This is a genomic window from Halodurantibacterium daqingense (genome assembly GCF_042666235.1).
In the GTDB taxonomy this organism is placed as follows: domain Bacteria; phylum Pseudomonadota; class Alphaproteobacteria; order Rhodobacterales; family Rhodobacteraceae; genus Halodurantibacterium; species Halodurantibacterium daqingensis.
In genome coordinates, this window is sequence record NZ_JBHTFQ010000004.1 from 80,066 (window position 1) to 94,013 (window position 13,948).

The 13,948-nt window shown below is 65.3% G+C and carries 13 protein-coding genes; 5 read left to right on the forward strand and 8 right to left on the reverse strand.

The features are described from left to right. Positions 1-8: 8 nt before the first annotated feature. The 6 genes from narJ to ACFQXB_RS08490 all read right to left on the reverse strand — a co-directional run bounded on the left by narJ (position 9) and on the right by ACFQXB_RS08490 (position 9,696). Positions 9-713 carry a nitrate reductase molybdenum cofactor assembly chaperone gene (narJ, locus tag ACFQXB_RS08465; RefSeq protein WP_377402106.1) on the reverse strand — a complete coding sequence of 235 codons (705 nt, stop codon included), beginning with the start codon at positions 711-713 and terminating at the stop codon, positions 9-11. Further along, on the reverse strand, positions 710-2,230 hold the full coding sequence (gene narH / locus ACFQXB_RS08470) for a nitrate reductase subunit beta (RefSeq protein ID WP_377402109.1): 1,521 nt from the start codon (positions 2,228-2,230) through the stop codon (positions 710-712). Before narH ends, narJ begins: the two co-directional genes overlap by 4 nt. Beyond that, positions 2,227-6,057 (reverse strand): nitrate reductase subunit alpha, encoded by a 3,831-nt coding sequence (locus tag ACFQXB_RS08475; RefSeq protein ID WP_377402112.1) that lies wholly within the window; start codon positions 6,055-6,057, stop codon positions 2,227-2,229. Before ACFQXB_RS08475 ends, narH begins: the two co-directional genes overlap by 4 nt. A gap of 60 nt (positions 6,058-6,117) precedes the next feature. Then, the gene (locus tag ACFQXB_RS08480; RefSeq protein ID WP_377402115.1) at positions 6,118-7,476 is read right to left on the reverse strand and encodes an MFS transporter; all 1,359 of its coding nucleotides are present in this window, start codon (positions 7,474-7,476) and stop codon (positions 6,118-6,120) included. 65 nt (positions 7,477-7,541) lie between these two features. Then, complete coding sequence (locus tag ACFQXB_RS08485; protein WP_377402118.1) at positions 7,542-9,191, reverse strand: MFS transporter; 1,650 nt, start codon at positions 9,189-9,191, stop codon at positions 7,542-7,544. A 10-nt stretch (positions 9,192-9,201) separates the two neighbouring features. Next, positions 9,202-9,696, reverse strand: coding sequence for a universal stress protein (locus ACFQXB_RS08490; RefSeq protein ID WP_377402121.1), 495 nt, complete (start codon positions 9,694-9,696; stop codon positions 9,202-9,204). A 248-nt stretch (positions 9,697-9,944) separates the two neighbouring features. Here ACFQXB_RS08490 and ACFQXB_RS08495 point away from each other — a divergent pair, with 248 nt between their 5' ends. Beyond that, positions 9,945-10,691 carry a helix-turn-helix domain-containing protein gene (locus ACFQXB_RS08495; RefSeq protein WP_377402124.1) on the forward strand — a complete coding sequence of 249 codons (747 nt, stop codon included), beginning with the start codon at positions 9,945-9,947 and terminating at the stop codon, positions 10,689-10,691. 12 nt (positions 10,692-10,703) lie between these two features. Here ACFQXB_RS08495 and ACFQXB_RS08500 read toward each other — a convergent pair whose 3' ends face one another. After that, the gene (locus ACFQXB_RS08500; RefSeq protein WP_377402127.1) at positions 10,704-11,057 is read right to left on the reverse strand and encodes a hypothetical protein; all 354 of its coding nucleotides are present in this window, start codon (positions 11,055-11,057) and stop codon (positions 10,704-10,706) included. Between the two features lie 322 nt (positions 11,058-11,379). Between ACFQXB_RS08500 and ACFQXB_RS08505 the strand changes: the two genes are divergently transcribed. Next, positions 11,380-11,529 carry a hypothetical protein gene (locus ACFQXB_RS08505; protein WP_377402130.1) on the forward strand — a complete coding sequence of 50 codons (150 nt, stop codon included), beginning with the start codon at positions 11,380-11,382 and terminating at the stop codon, positions 11,527-11,529. A 101-nt stretch (positions 11,530-11,630) separates the two neighbouring features. Further along, entirely contained in the window at positions 11,631-11,900 is a 270-nt protein-coding gene (locus ACFQXB_RS08510) for an NnrS family protein (RefSeq protein WP_377402133.1), read from the forward strand. Positions 11,901-11,917: 17 nt separating this feature from the next. On the opposite strand, the gene ACFQXB_RS08515 is transcribed toward ACFQXB_RS08510, so the two are convergent. Then, positions 11,918-12,529: a LysE/ArgO family amino acid transporter gene (locus tag ACFQXB_RS08515; RefSeq protein WP_377402136.1), complete on the reverse strand. Its 612-nt coding sequence runs from the start codon at positions 12,527-12,529 to the stop codon at positions 11,918-11,920. 97 nt (positions 12,530-12,626) lie between these two features. Between ACFQXB_RS08515 and ACFQXB_RS08520 the strand changes: the two genes are divergently transcribed. Together ACFQXB_RS08520 and ACFQXB_RS08525 are read left to right on the forward strand one after the other, a co-directional pair. Beyond that, positions 12,627-13,520, forward strand: a complete 894-nt coding sequence (locus ACFQXB_RS08520; RefSeq protein ID WP_377402139.1) for a LysR family transcriptional regulator ArgP — start codon at positions 12,627-12,629, stop codon at positions 13,518-13,520. Positions 13,521-13,586: 66 nt separating this feature from the next. Further along, complete coding sequence (locus ACFQXB_RS08525; protein WP_377402142.1) at positions 13,587-13,898, forward strand: hypothetical protein; 312 nt, start codon at positions 13,587-13,589, stop codon at positions 13,896-13,898. The last annotated feature ends 50 nt before the right edge of the window (positions 13,899-13,948 follow it).

Genomic DNA, 13,948 nt, shown 5'->3' on the forward strand with positions numbered 1-13,948 from the left:
GGTCTCCGTCAGTTGAGAGCTGCCGCGCGGGGCGCGGTGGCGGGGGGAATGTCCATCCGCGCGAGGATGTCGCGCGAAACGGGGCAGCCGGCATTCGGATCGGGGCCGAACATGACCTGCGCCTCGGCATAGGTGGCGTCGAGCGCCTCGAGGTCTTCGGGGTCGTCATCCTGTTCCGACAGCAGCGCCTGCGCCTCGGCGCTTGCCGGCGTGGCCTCGGCCACGGCGACAAGGGCGGACAGGACCGCGGCATAGGGCGTTTCCCGCCGCGCCAGCCGTTCGGCCAGCGCGACCAGGATATGCCCGGCATCGGCCAGGATGGCCCGCGCCTCGTCCAGCGGACGAAGCGACAGGAATTCCAGCAGCACCGGCAGGTGGTCCGGCAGCTCGGACCCCATGAGGTCAAAGCCGCCGGCGCGGTAGGTTTCCAGCAGGTCCACCATCGCGCCGCCGCGGTCGCGGCCTTCGCCATGGATATGTTCGAAAAGGTTCAGCGACAGGGTGCGCGACCGGTCGAACAGGATCACATAGCGTTCCTCGAGATCGAAAAGATCATCCTCCGCGAGGCTGGCCAGCAGCGGGTCCAGCCCCGCAAGCTGCGCGGGCGGCAGAACCGCCTCGGCGGCCAGGATGTCCCGGACCGCGGGCACCGCGGCCTGAAGGTCGGCCGACGGATAGCTCAGCAGGGCGGAAAGGGCCTTGAAGGTTCTCATGCGATGAACTCCTGCGGGCTGCGGAACTTCCTGCCCCCAAAGAGCGAGCCGCCCGACGACCCCGAGGAACAGCCGTTGCCATCGGTAAAGCCGCAGCCGCCTTTGAGGTCATAGGCGTCCTCGACCAGTTCGCGGTGGGTGGTGGGGATGACGAACCGATCCTCGTAATTGGCGATCGCCATGAGCTGATACATCTCGTCGATCTGCGCCGGCGTCATGCCCACGCGATTGGCCACGCCAAGGTTGATCACGCCGTCCACCGTCTTGGAGCGCATGTAGGACCGCATGGCCAGCATCCGTTCCAGCGCGGAAACCACGGGGGCTTCGTCGCCGGCGGTCAGCATGTTGGCCAGATAGCGCACCGGGATCCGCAGCGACTGCACATCGGGCATGTCGTCCTGCGCGCTGATCTTGCCGGCCTTGGCCGCGTTCTGGATCGGCGACAGCGGCGGGATATACCACACCATCGGCAGCGTCCGGTATTCGGGATGCAGCGGGAAGGCGATCTTCCATTCCATCGCCATTTTCCAGATCGGCGAGTTCTGGGCGCCCCTGATCCAGTCTTCGGGGATGCCCTCGGCGCGGGCGGCCTCGATCACCAGCGGGTCGTTCGGGTCCAGGAACACGTCAAGCTGCGCATCATAAAGCTGCTTTTCATCCGCAACCCCGGCCGCTTCGGAAATGCGGTCGGCATCATAAAGCATCACGCCCAGATAGCGGATGCGGCCCACGCAGGTTTCCGAACAGACCGTCGGCTGCCCCGATTCAAGACGCGGATAGCACAGCGTGCATTTCTCGGATTTGCCCGAAGACCAGTTGTAATAGATCTTCTTGTAGGGGCAGCCCGACACGCACATCCGCCAGCCGCGGCATTTCTCCTGGTCGATCAGGACGACGCCGTCGTCCTCGCGCTTGTAGATCGCGCCCGAGGGGCAGGAGGCGACGCAGGCCGGATTGAGGCAGTGTTCACACAGCCGCGGCAGATACATCATGAAGGTGTTTTCATATTCACCGTAGATGTCTTTCTGCACGCCCTCGAAGTTGTAGTCCTGCGACCGCTTGGCGAATTCTCCGCCCAGGATCTCTTCCCAGTTCGGACCCCATTCGATCTTTTCCATCCGTTCGCCCGAGAGTTTCGAACGCGGGCGCGCGGTGGGGAAGGCCTCCATTTCGGGGGCGGACTTGAGGTGATCGTAATCGAAATCGAACGGCTCGTAGAAATCGTCGATCTCGGGCAGGTCCGGGTTGGCGAAGATATTCGCGAGGATCCGCCATTTGCCGCCCTGCCGGGGCGTCAGCTTGCCCGAAGCCGAGCGGGTCCAGCCGCCCTTCCAGCGCGTCTGGTTTTCCCAGTCCCTGGGATAGCCGATGCCCGGTTTCGTCTCGACGTTGTTGAACCAGGCGTATTCGACGCCTTCGCGCGAGGTCCAGACGTTCTTGCAGGTGACAGAACAGGTGTGGCACCCGATGCATTTGTCGAGGTTCAGCACCATACCGATTTGGGCACGAACTTTCATTCCGCTGCCTCCGTCTTGTGGGTTGCGGTCGGGGTGGCCGGCTGGTCCAGCCAGTCGACCTTGTTCATCTTGCGCAGGATCACGAATTCGTCGCGGTTCGCACCCACGGTTCCGTAGTAGTTGAACCCGTAGGACTGCTGGGCATAGGCGCCGATCATGTGGGTGGGCTTGGTCACCGTCCGGGTGACCGAGTTGTGGATCCCGCCGCGCTTGCCGGTGATCTGGCTGCCAGGGGTGTTCACGATCTTTTCCTGCGCGTGATACATGAACAGCGTGCCGTCCTTCATGCGCTGGCTGACCACCGCACGGGCGGTGATGACCCCGTTCGAGTTGAAGACCTCGACCCAGTCGTTATCGACCAGCCCCGCCTTCGCGGCATCGGTTTCGCTCAGCCAGACGACCGGGCCGCCGCGGTTCAGCGTCAGCATCAGAAGGTTGTCGGAATAGGTCGAGTGGATGCCCCATTTCTGGTGCGGGGTGATGAAGTTCAGAACCACATGCTTTTCGCCCGAACCCAGAGACCTGGTGGCCGCGGGCGTGATCGTCTTGAGATCCACCGGCGGGCGCCAGGTGACGAAGAATTCGCCGAAGGCCTGCATCCAGAGGTGATCCTGATACAGCTGCTGACGGCCCGACAGGGTGCGCCACGGGATCAGTTCGTGCACATTGGTCCAGCCGGCATTATAGCACACCTCTTCGCTTTCGATCCCCGACCAGGTGGGCGAGGAAATGATCTTGCGCGGCTGCACGGCGATATCGCGGAAGCGGATCTTTTCGTCTTCCTTGACCTCGGCCAGATGCTTGTGGTTCAGGCCGGTGGCTTTCTCCAGGGCACCCCAGGCCTTGACGGCCACTTCGCCGTTGGTTTCCGGGGCCAGCATCAGCACCACCTCGGCAGCGTCGATCGCGGTTTCGATCCGCGCCATGCCCTTCGTCGGCCCCTCCGGATGCACGCCGTTCAGCGCCTGAAGGTGATGAACCTCGGTCCTGGTGTCCCAGGCGATGCCCTTGCCGCCGTTGCCGACCTTCTCCATCAGCGGCCCAAGCGCGGTGAACCGGGCGTGAAGGTTGGGGTAGTCCCGTTCGACCGCGATATAGGCCGGCGCGGTCTTGCCGGGGATCAGGTCGCATTCGCCCTTCTTCCAGTCCAGGACGAAGGGCTGGGTGATCTCGCCGGGGCTGTCATGCTGCATCGGCAGTTGCACCACGTCGGTCTCGACGCCCAGGATTTCGGGCGCGACGTCGGAAAACGTCCGGGCGATGCCCTTGAAGATTTCCCAGTCGGTTTTCGATTCATACGCCGGATCCACCGCCGCCTGCAGCGGGTGGATGAAGGGGTGCATGTCCGAGGTGTTGAGATCGTCCTTCTCATACCAGCTTGCCGTGGGCAGGACGACATCGGCATAGACCGCCGTTGTCGACATGCGGAAGTCGATGCAGGTCAGCAGGTCCAGCTTGCCTTCGGGCGCCGCATCATGCCAGCGGGCCTCGATCGGTTTCTGCCGGCCCTCTTCGCCCAGATCCTTGCCCAGCACGCCGTGATCGGTGCCCAGAAGATGCTTGAGGAAGTATTCATGCCCCTTGCCCGAGGATCCCAGCAGGTTCGAGCGCCAGACATAAAGGTTGCGCGGCCAGTTCTCCGGTGCATCCGGATCCTCGCAGGACATTTCCAGCCTGCCGGATTTCAGCGCGGCCGCCACATAGTCCTTGACCTCGATGCCAGCCTCTTTCGCCGCCCGGCCCACGGTCAGCGGGTTGGTCCGAAGCTGCGGCGCAGAGGGAAGCCAGCCCATCCGTTCGGCGCGGATGTTGTAGTCGATCAGCGACAGCTTGTCCCAGTCGCCCTCGGGCGCGGTGGGCGACAGGATCTCGCGCGCCGAAACCGTCTCGTAGCGCCACTGGTCGGTATGGGCATACCAGGCCGAGGTGGAGTTCATGTGCCGTGGCGGCCGCGCCCAGTCCAGCGCGAAGGCCAGCGCCGTCCAGCCGGTTTGCGGGCGCAGCTTTTCCTGGCCCACATAATGGGCCCATCCGCCGCCCGATTGCCCCACGCAGCCGCACATCACCAGCATGTTGATGACCGCGCGGTAGTTCATGTCCATGTGATACCAGTGGTTCATCGCCGCGCCGATGATGATCATCGACTTGCCATTGGTCTTTTCGGCATTGGCGGCGAATTCACGGGCCACATGGATGATCTTGTCGCGCGGAACGCCGGTGATGCGTTCGGCCCAGGCGGGGGTGAAGGGCACGTCGGCATCATAATCAAGTGCGACATTCTCGCCGCCCAGTCCGCGATCGAGGCTGTAGTTGGCGCAGAGCAGGTCGAAGACCGTCGCAACCAGCGCCTCTTCACCATTGGCCAGCGTGATCTTCCTGACCGGCACGTTGCGCGTCAGCACCTTGCCGCGGGCGTCCACTTCCCAGCCCTGGGTGGCCTCGCCCCCGAACCAGGGGAAATCGACGCCGACGATATCGTCGCGGTCTTCCTCGAGCACCAGGGTGAGCTTGAGCGAGACGGGTTTTCCGTCGGCCTTCTGCTCGAGGTTCCAGCGGCCGGTTTCCATCTCCTTGCCGCCGGACGTGCCGGTGTCGGCCACGCCCGGCGTCTTGGCCGGGGCCTTGCCGCCGGCATCGGACCAGCGGAAGCCGATGGATCCGTTCGGAACGACCAGATCGTTCGTTCCCTCGTTGATCGCGACCGTCTTCCATTCCGGGTTGCCCGTGGCGCCGAGGTCGCCGGCAAGGTCCGAGGCGCGCAGCTGGCGGCCGGGGACAAGCCGGTCCCCGCGCGGGTCAAGTTTCACCAGCATCGGCATGTCGGAATACTTGCGGCAGTAGTCCTCGAAATAGGGGACCTGACGGCTCAGGTGGAACTCGCGCAGGATGACATGGCCAAAGGCCATGCCAAGCGCCGCGTCGGTGCCCTGCTTGGCGTTCAGCCAGACATCGCCGAACTTGGCCGCCTCGGAATAGTCCGGGCAGATCACGGCGGATTTGGTGCCGCGATACCGGGCCTCGGTGTAGAAATGCGCATCGGGCGTGCGCGTTTGCGGCACGTTCGACCCCCAGAGCAGCAGGTAGCCCGCGTTGTACCAGTCGGCCGATTCCGGCACGTCGGTCTGTTCGCCCCAGGTCATCGGGCTTGCGGGCGGAAGGTCGCAATACCAGTCGTAGAAGCTCATGCAGGTGCCGCCCAGCAGCGACAGATAGCGCGACCCGGCCGCATAGCTGACCATCGACATCGCCGGAATGGGCGAGAAGCCGAAGACCCGGTCGGGCCCGTAGGTTTTCGCGGTATAGGCATTGGCGGCGGCGTTGATCTCGTTCACCTCGGCCCAGGAGGCGCGGACGAATCCGCCCTTGCCGCGCGCCTTGACATAGCTTGCCCGCGCGGCCGGATCCTGCTGGATCGCGGCCCAGGCCTGCACCGGTGTCATCGTCTTGCGCTTTTCGCGCCAGAGCCGAAGCAGCTTGCCCCGCACCAGCGGCGTCTTGACCCGGTTCGCGCTGTAAAGATACCAGCTGTAGCTTGCCCCGCGGGCACAGCCGCGCGGTTCGTGGTTCGGCAGGTCGGGACGTGTGCGCGGGTAATCCGTCTGCTGGGTTTCCCAGGTCACGATCCCGGATTTGACATAGATCTTCCAGCTGCACGAGCCTGTGCAGTTCACGCCGTGGGTGGACCGCACGATCTTGTCGTGCCGCCAGCGCGACCGGTAGGTCTCCTCCCAGTCGCGGTTCTCGAGGGTGGTCTGTCCGTGACCCTTGCTGAAGGTGTCCTTGCGGACCGATTTCAGAAAGTTCAGCCGGTCAAGAAGATGGCTCATGGCTGTCTCCGATGTTGTAGTGGGGCCGGGCGCGCGCCAGTGCGCGCGTCCCGGGTGAGGTCAGCAGGGGAAGGGTGCGTTCTTGCGGGCGTAGAGCACCCAGTTCAGCACCACGTTGAAGGCGAAGAAGACGATCAGGCCATAGAAGACCGGCGCGGCCGACTGGAAGGCGCCGAACGACCAGGCAAAGAGCATCCCGAAGATGAAGGGCCCATAGGCGGCAATGGCGGCGGTAAAGCCGATCACGCCGCCGGCCTGGCGCGGGGGGAAGAGCATCGGCATCTGCTTGAAGGTCGAGGCGTTGCCGATCCCGGCAAAGAAGAACAGCGCCAGCATGGCCGAGACGAAGAGCCCGAAACTGTCCAGCGAGGTCGGCGCGAGGGTCAGCGTGACGAGGAAGGCCGATACCAGCATCCCCAGCCCCGCCCAATGCGTGACCCGTGCGCCGCCCAGCCTGTCGGCCACCGGCCCGGCAACGACCCGGCTGGCCGATCCGACCAGCGGACCCCAGAACGCCCAGGCCAGCGGGTCGGGCGCGCCCTCGAAGCCGCCATAGACCTGACGGATCAGCAGCGGGAAGGTGGCCGACAGCCCCGAGAAGCCTCCGAAGGTCATGATGTAGATCGAGGTCTGCGCCCAGGTATTGCCCGAGCGGAAGATGTCGAACTGTTCGCGGAAATTGGACGTGATCGGAATCGACTTGAGAAACAGCCAGGCCGTGATGCCGAAGACTGCGACGAAGGGGATCATCACCAGCGGGGCGTTCTGCAGGTAGATCTGCGAGTCCACGCCCGCCCGTGTCATGGTCTGCGGCTCGCCGATCCAGGCCATGCCGCCCAGAAGCGCGAAGCCGATCACCCAGGGGGTGACGAACTGCACCACCGAGACGCCGAAGTTGCCGATCCCCGCCTGAATGGCAAGCGCCGTGCCCTGAAGCCGTTTGGGAAAGAACATCGAAGTCGAGGGCATGAAGCTCGAGAAGTTGCCGCCGCCAAGGCCGGCAAGGAACGCCAGCAGCATCAGCACCCAGAATGGAGTGGCGGGGTTCTGAACGGCATAGAACCAGCCGGTCAGCGGGATCAGAAGCGACAGCGTCGAGAGGCTGACGACATGGCGCGTGCCGTAGATCGGCACCAGGAACATGTGCACCAGCCGCAGCGTGCCGCCCGCAAGCCCGGGCATGGCCGCCAGCCAGAACAACTGCGAGGGCGAGAACTGGAAACCGATCTGCGGCAGGCGCACGACCAGCGCGGACACGAGGAACCAGGTGATGAAGGCCATGGTCAGCGCTGCCGTGGTCAGGATCAGCGTCGTCCAGGCGCGGGCCTTGCCCTGGCTTTCCCAGAACGCCTGATCCTCGGGGCGCCAGTCGGGCAGCCAGGTGCTGCCGCCACCGGGTTGTGGGGTGGTTATCGTCATCTTGTCTGTCCTTTCGGGACGCGGTGAGGGGGGGCCGGCGGCGATGAGCCCCGCCGGCAATGAGGTCAGGCGGCAGGTTTGTCGGCCTTGGCGCCACCCAGCCGGGCAATCGCCAGTCTCAGATCGGACAGATCGCGGAAGGTTGCGGTCAGTGTCAGGCCATCGCCCTTGTCGGCCAGCGCCACGCGCTGCGAGCCGGCGAAGAGCCGGGCAAGTTCGGTTTCGGCATCCTTCTTCTGCCGCGCCGCATCGGCGATCGCATGGTCAACCGACGACAGCACATATTCCTCGCCAAAGCCGCCCTCGGGCTCTTTCAGCCACATCAGGCAGGCCACCCAGCTGATGAAGGCGCCGGCCGCGATGATGAAGAAGAACTGCGAGGGCGTGACGAACATGAACACGAAGAGGTAGAAGACCGCGCCGACGTTGCCGTAGGCTCCGGCCATGCCGGCGATCTGGCCGGTGACGCGCCGCTTGATCGACGGGATGATCCCGAAGGTTGCGCCTTCCGCGCCCTGGACGAAGAAGCTGCACAGGATGGTGATGCCGATCGCCACGATCAGCGGCCAGCGGCTGTCCAGCAGCCCCATCAGCACGAACCCGATGCCGATGCCGAACATGTAGGCCAGCATCACGAAGCGGCGGTTGCCGAAGCGGTCCGAGACCAGCCCCCCCATGGGGCGCGCGAAAAGGTTCACGAAGGCGAAGGAGGCGGCGATCATGCCGGCCGCCACGGCCGAAAGCCCCCAGGTCTCCTGGAAGAACATCGGCAGCATCGACACCACGGCAAGTTCGGCGCCGAAATTGGCGAAATAGGTCAGGTTCAGTGCCGCGACCGATGAGAACGGATACCTGTCGTCCTCGGGGATGCCCTTTTCGAGGATCGGGCGGTTGACCTTGATCGCCATCCAGACCTGATAGATCACCACCACCGCGATGGCCGCATAGCAGATCGAGGCGGTCAGCCCGTCGATGTAGTTCATCAGCTGGATGCGATAGACGATGATCGCAAGGATCCCGACCATCGGCACGGTAAAGACGCAGAGCCAGACCAGGTCGCGCCAGCTCGAGACTTCCAGCGCGCCGGCCTTGCGGGCCTTGCGGTGCGTTTCCGCCGAGGGGCCATCGGTGATCGCGAACCAGTAGAACAGGCCGTAAGCGGCCATGATCGCGCCCGAGGTCGCCACCGCATAGCGCCAGCCGTCGGGGCCGCCATAGACCGTCAGCGCAACAGTGGGGATCGTCATCGCTGCCGCGGCCGACCCGAAGTTGCCCCAGCCGGCATAGAAACCTTCGGCAAAGCCGATGTCGCGCGGTTTGAACCACAGCGCGGTCATGTGGATGCCGACGACAAAACTTGCCCCGACCGATGACAGAACCAGCCGCGACATGAACAGCTGTTCCTTGGTGGTGCCGAAGGCAAAGACGAAGGTCGGGATCGCCATCGTGACCATGAGCACCGAGAACACCCGGCGCGGGCCCCAGCGATCCAGCGCCATCCCGACGATGATCCGCGCGGGAATCGTCAGCGCGACGTTGGCAATGGCGAAGAGCCGGATGTCGTCGCGAGTCAGCCAGTCGGCCGAGGCCAGCATCGACGAGGCCAGCGGCGCCATGTTGAACCAGACATAGAAGCAGATGAAGAACGCGATCCACGTCAGATGCAGTGCCCGGATCTCGCGGTTCCTGAATCGGAAGATGTCAGAGACTTGCATGGGTCTTTCCTTACCGGTCGCGGCCCTGGCCGGCCTCGGCATGGGTTGGGATGATGAGCAGCGGACAGGTGGCGCGGCGCGCGAGGAAGGCCGACACCGACCCGAAGGTCATGTGGTCGAATTCCTCGACCAACGCGTCGATCCGCTTGGTGATGAAGCCAAGCGCGCCCCTGTCGGGGTGATGGCTGTGGCGCGCCATGACCAGAAGATCGGGCTGCCGCTCGATCGTGGCGCGCAGGATCATCTTGCGGGCGTCGCCTTCGGCCAGGACGACCTTTGCCGGGATGCCGGCGGCAGCCAGTTCGGCCGCGGCCGCCTCGACCCCGGCCTTCTGGCTGTTGTACTGGTCGCGGAACATGTCATCGGCGCCGGATGTGGTGCTGCCGACATCCTCGACCACCGACACCAGCGTGACGGTGGGCTTGAGCGGGCCGAACATGGTCCGCACCGCATCAAGCGCAATCCGCGCGTTACGCGAATTGTCATAGGCAAGCATTATTTCCATCGACACCTCCGTCACGAGACCAGCCGGACCTCTCCCGGCCGGTGGCACTAAAGACGCCGGTCCTTGAGAAAGACTTGATCGAGATCAACCTCCCGCGGGCTCCTGGTCACAATCGCACGGGATTTGCGATTTGCCCGTTGCCCGACTGGCAGGTTTCGCGCAGATCGACTAAGATCGTGCTGCGGGTCCATGATATGTGTGGGGTCGAAAGATGATAAATATCAATCCTTGAATCGGAGTCCCAGCCTGTGCGCCCGCATGACCTAACCGAGATCCGGCACCTCGCGCTGTTTCGCGACATGCGGCAGTCGAGCTTCGACGCGCTGATGCAGGCCGCCTATGTGCAGGGCTTTCCGCAGGGGCTGGAGCTGATCCGGCAGGGCGATCACGCGGATTTTCTGCACATCATCATCGACGGCGCGGTCGAGCTTTATGCCTCCTGGGCGGGGCGTGAAACGACGATGGCGGTGGTGCGCCCGGTCGGGACCTTCATCCTCGCGGCCTCGATCCGCGACGCGCCCTATCTGATGGCGGCCCGGACGCTGGAGCGATCCCGGATCGTCATGGTCCCTTCAAGTGATCTGCGCGCGGTGTTCCGCGAGGACAGCGGCTTTGCCGTTTCCGTCGTCGAGGAACTTGCCGGCTGCTACCGGACGATCGTGCGCCACGCGAAGGGGTTGAAGCTGCGCAGCTCGCGCGAACGCATCGCCTCGTATCTGCTGCGGCAGTCGATGATTGCCGGCAACGTGGCCGGTTTCATCCTGCCGATCGAGAAGCGGATCCTGGCCAGCTATCTTGGCATGACGCCGGAGAACCTGTCACGCACGCTCAAGGTGCTCGAGGCGGATGGCGTCAAGATCGACGGTCAGCGCGTCATCATCACCGATCGCGCGCGGCTTACCGCCGTCGCGCGTCCCGACGCGCTGATCGACGGGCCAGAACCTGATGATACCGGCCGCGGATCGACCTTGCCGCCGGTCATCGCCCGGAGCTGAACCGGACGGCGATCAGCCGCCGGTCGCGATCGCCGCGCCCGCCCGGTCGGCGCCGGGACGCGCATCGGGAAAGCCCTCGGGCAGGTGCCCGCCGGGCGCGGCGGGCCGCAGCCGCGCAACACGCGCATCCTGGTCGCAGTGGCCGGCCAGCGTCGCGGCATAGGCGCCGCAGATGGCGCCGAAATGGTGGCTCTGCGGGGACAACCGCAGTGCTGCGATGCCCGCCATGCGCAACCTCTCGATCTGTCGGGCCCTGCTGGCGGGGCGCCGGCCGAGCCTCTGGACGCCGTTCGCGGTCAGGAAGGGCTGGCCATCCAGCGTGTCCAGGTCGCGCCCGTCCGCCAAAGCGAAAACCTCGGCATCCACGTTGATCCCGCGGTTGATCGTCGCGCTTCGGCGACGGGCAGAACCCTTGGCAGCACCACGTGCTTTACCCCCGAAGGCTTTGCCGTGGAAGTTGATTGCATCGGGATTGGCCGCGGTGGCCTGAACCGAAAGATGCAAACGAAGGCGGGATGATACGTGGCGGCATGATCCAGCACCCCGAGAGGCGCAAGGATGACCGCATCGGCGCCGCTCGGGCTGGCCACGGCCGTGATGCTGATCGCGGTGATCGGCGGGCGCATCATGCCCTTGTTCACGCGGAGCTGGCTGGTGAAACGGGGGCCGCGCGCCTGCCCGTCCCTCGATGCAGAGCTTCGACAGGCTGGCACTTCTGACCCTGGTGGCGGCGCTTTCCCTGTGGGTGATCCTGCCGTTCAGCCCGGTCGCAGCGGGTGCGCTGACCGGCGCGGGCCTTTTGCAGGCCCTCTGTCTGGGCCAAGGGCCGCTGCTGTGAACCCTGCCTCTGGGCTATCTGTTCGTGCCGCTTGGCGCGCTGGCGCTTGGACTCGCCATGCTGCGGCCCGATCTGCTGGCGCCCGGCACCGCGCAGCATCTGTGGATGGCGGGGGGATCGGCCTGATGACGCTTGCAGTGATGACGCGCGCCACGCTCGGTCATGCCGGGCAAAGGCTGACGGCCGGCCGGGGCAAGACGCTTCTTCATGTGTTGCTGCTTCTCCCGGGTGCGGCGCGGGTTGCGGCCGGGATCTGGCCCGGGCAGGCGGGTCTTCTGCACGCCGTCTCGACGCCTGGCTGGATCGGGGCCTTTGGCGGTTTCGCGGCCCTCAACGGGGGGCGTCTTCTGCGGTCGCGGCCCGGCGGGTGACGGGCAGAGCCGGGCGTCTAGGGGTTCAGAACCAGGCGAAGCGCGATGGTCCACATGATCGCCGCAATGGCCACCTCCAGCAGGCGCCAGGCGCCGGGGCGGGCAAAGACCGGGCGCAGCCAGCCTGCCCCATAGCCGAGCGTGAAGAAGAACAGGAACGAGCCGGTGATCGCGCCTGCGGCAAAAACCGTCTCGGATCCCGGAAACTGCGTCGAGATCGTGCCCAGGAGAACCACCGTATCGAGATAGACATGCGGGTTGAGCCAGGTGATGGCGAGGCATGCCAGCAGCACCTGCGGAAGCGGATCTGAGGGGCCTGCGCCACTGGTCGTCAGGGCCGCCGAGGATCGCAGCGCCGAATGCAGGCTGCGCGCCCCATACCAGAACAGGAAGCCCGCCCCGCCAAACCGCATCAGCGGGTCGATCCAGGGCAGGGCCGTTGCGATGCGGCCGAAACTGCTTACCCCCAGCAGGATAAGGGCCGCATCCGAAGCCGCGCAGGTCAGGCAGACGGCAAGGACATGCGTTCCCCGCAGCCCCTGTCGCAGAACAAAGGCATTCTGCGCCCCGATCGCGACGATCAGGCCAAGGCCCATGGTCAACCCGGTCAGATAGATGTCAAAGGCCATGATCTGCGGCTTCCTGTTGCTCCTGATGCTTGCGGTATCGGCGGAATATGGATTAGGCAAGTTAAAGGAACTTCATCCACATAAGCAGGGCTTCATCATGATCGACTATGCCGCCGCGCGCGCCGTTGCGATGGTGGTGCGGCTGGGAAGCTTCGAGGCCGCAGCCCGGGCGCTTGGCGTGACGCCCTCGGCCGTCTCGCAGCGTGTGCGCCAGCTGGAGGAACGGCTGGGCACCGTGCTGATCATGCGCGGCACGCCCTGCGTTGCCACGGACAAGGGCGCGAGGCTGTGCCGGCACATGGATCATGTCGGGTTGCTGGAACAGGATCTTCATGACCATCTGCCAGGGCTTGGCGCGGCCCCGCAGGTCACGATCCCCATCGCCACGAATGCCGACAGCCTTGGCACCTGGTTCATGCCGGCGCTTGCGGCCCATGCCCGGACGGGCGGTCATCTGCTGAGCATCGCGCTGGATGATGAGGACCACACCGCCGACTGGCTGCGCCGCGGCCAGGTCTTGGCCGCAGTCACGGCAGTGGCGCAGCCGGTGCATGGCTGCAGCGTCACGCCGCTGGGTGCCCTGCGCTACGTGGCGACGGCCAGCCCGGCCTATGTGCACCGCCATTTTCCGGAGGGTGTCACGGCCGCGGCGCTGGCCAGGGCGCCGGCCCTGACCTTCAATCAGAAGGACAGCCTGCAACAGGACTGGGTGCGCCAGGGCTTTGGCGAGGGCATCGTCCTTCCGACGCATTGGCTTCCTTCGACCCAGGCCTTCGTCGAGGCGAGCCTTGCGGGGATGGGCTGGGCGCTCATCCCGGTGCAGCTGGCTCGCGCGCATCTGGATGCGGGACGGCTGGTGGAGCTTGCGCCGTGCCGGTGGCTGGACCGGGCGCTGTTCTGGCAGGTAAGCAGACTTGCCGCCAGAAGCCTTTCGGCCCTGACGCAGGCGGTGGTTGCTGCCGCGCGGCAGGACCTGGTCCGGCCGGGATGACCCCGGCGTCCGCACTTCACGGCATGTTAAGATTTTCGGCGCAAGACGGGAAAGGGAGGTGCCGCGATGACCAGACTTGCGGATGTCATGCCGGCCACTGCCGTTGCCGTGCTGGGGATCGGTCTGCTTGGCGGGCTCAACCTGGTTCCGAGGGCGGGAGAGGGGCAGGTCGCGGCGGTCTTTGCGCCCTGGGTCTCGCGGCAGACGGCGCTGGCGCGGGTGGCGGATCTGCGGGTGCCGATCCTTGCAGTCGGCTGGAAGGGACGTCTCATCACCGTCGATACCGGCAGCGCGTCCGCGCCGCGTCAGCAGTTGCGCGATGCCAGCCTGTTCCTGATCCGGCCGCGCCCCGCCGGGATCTGTTCCGTGAACCCCTAGCCATTTACGGAATCTTATCGGGGTTGTCGTAGGAGGGGATGCGCCCGATC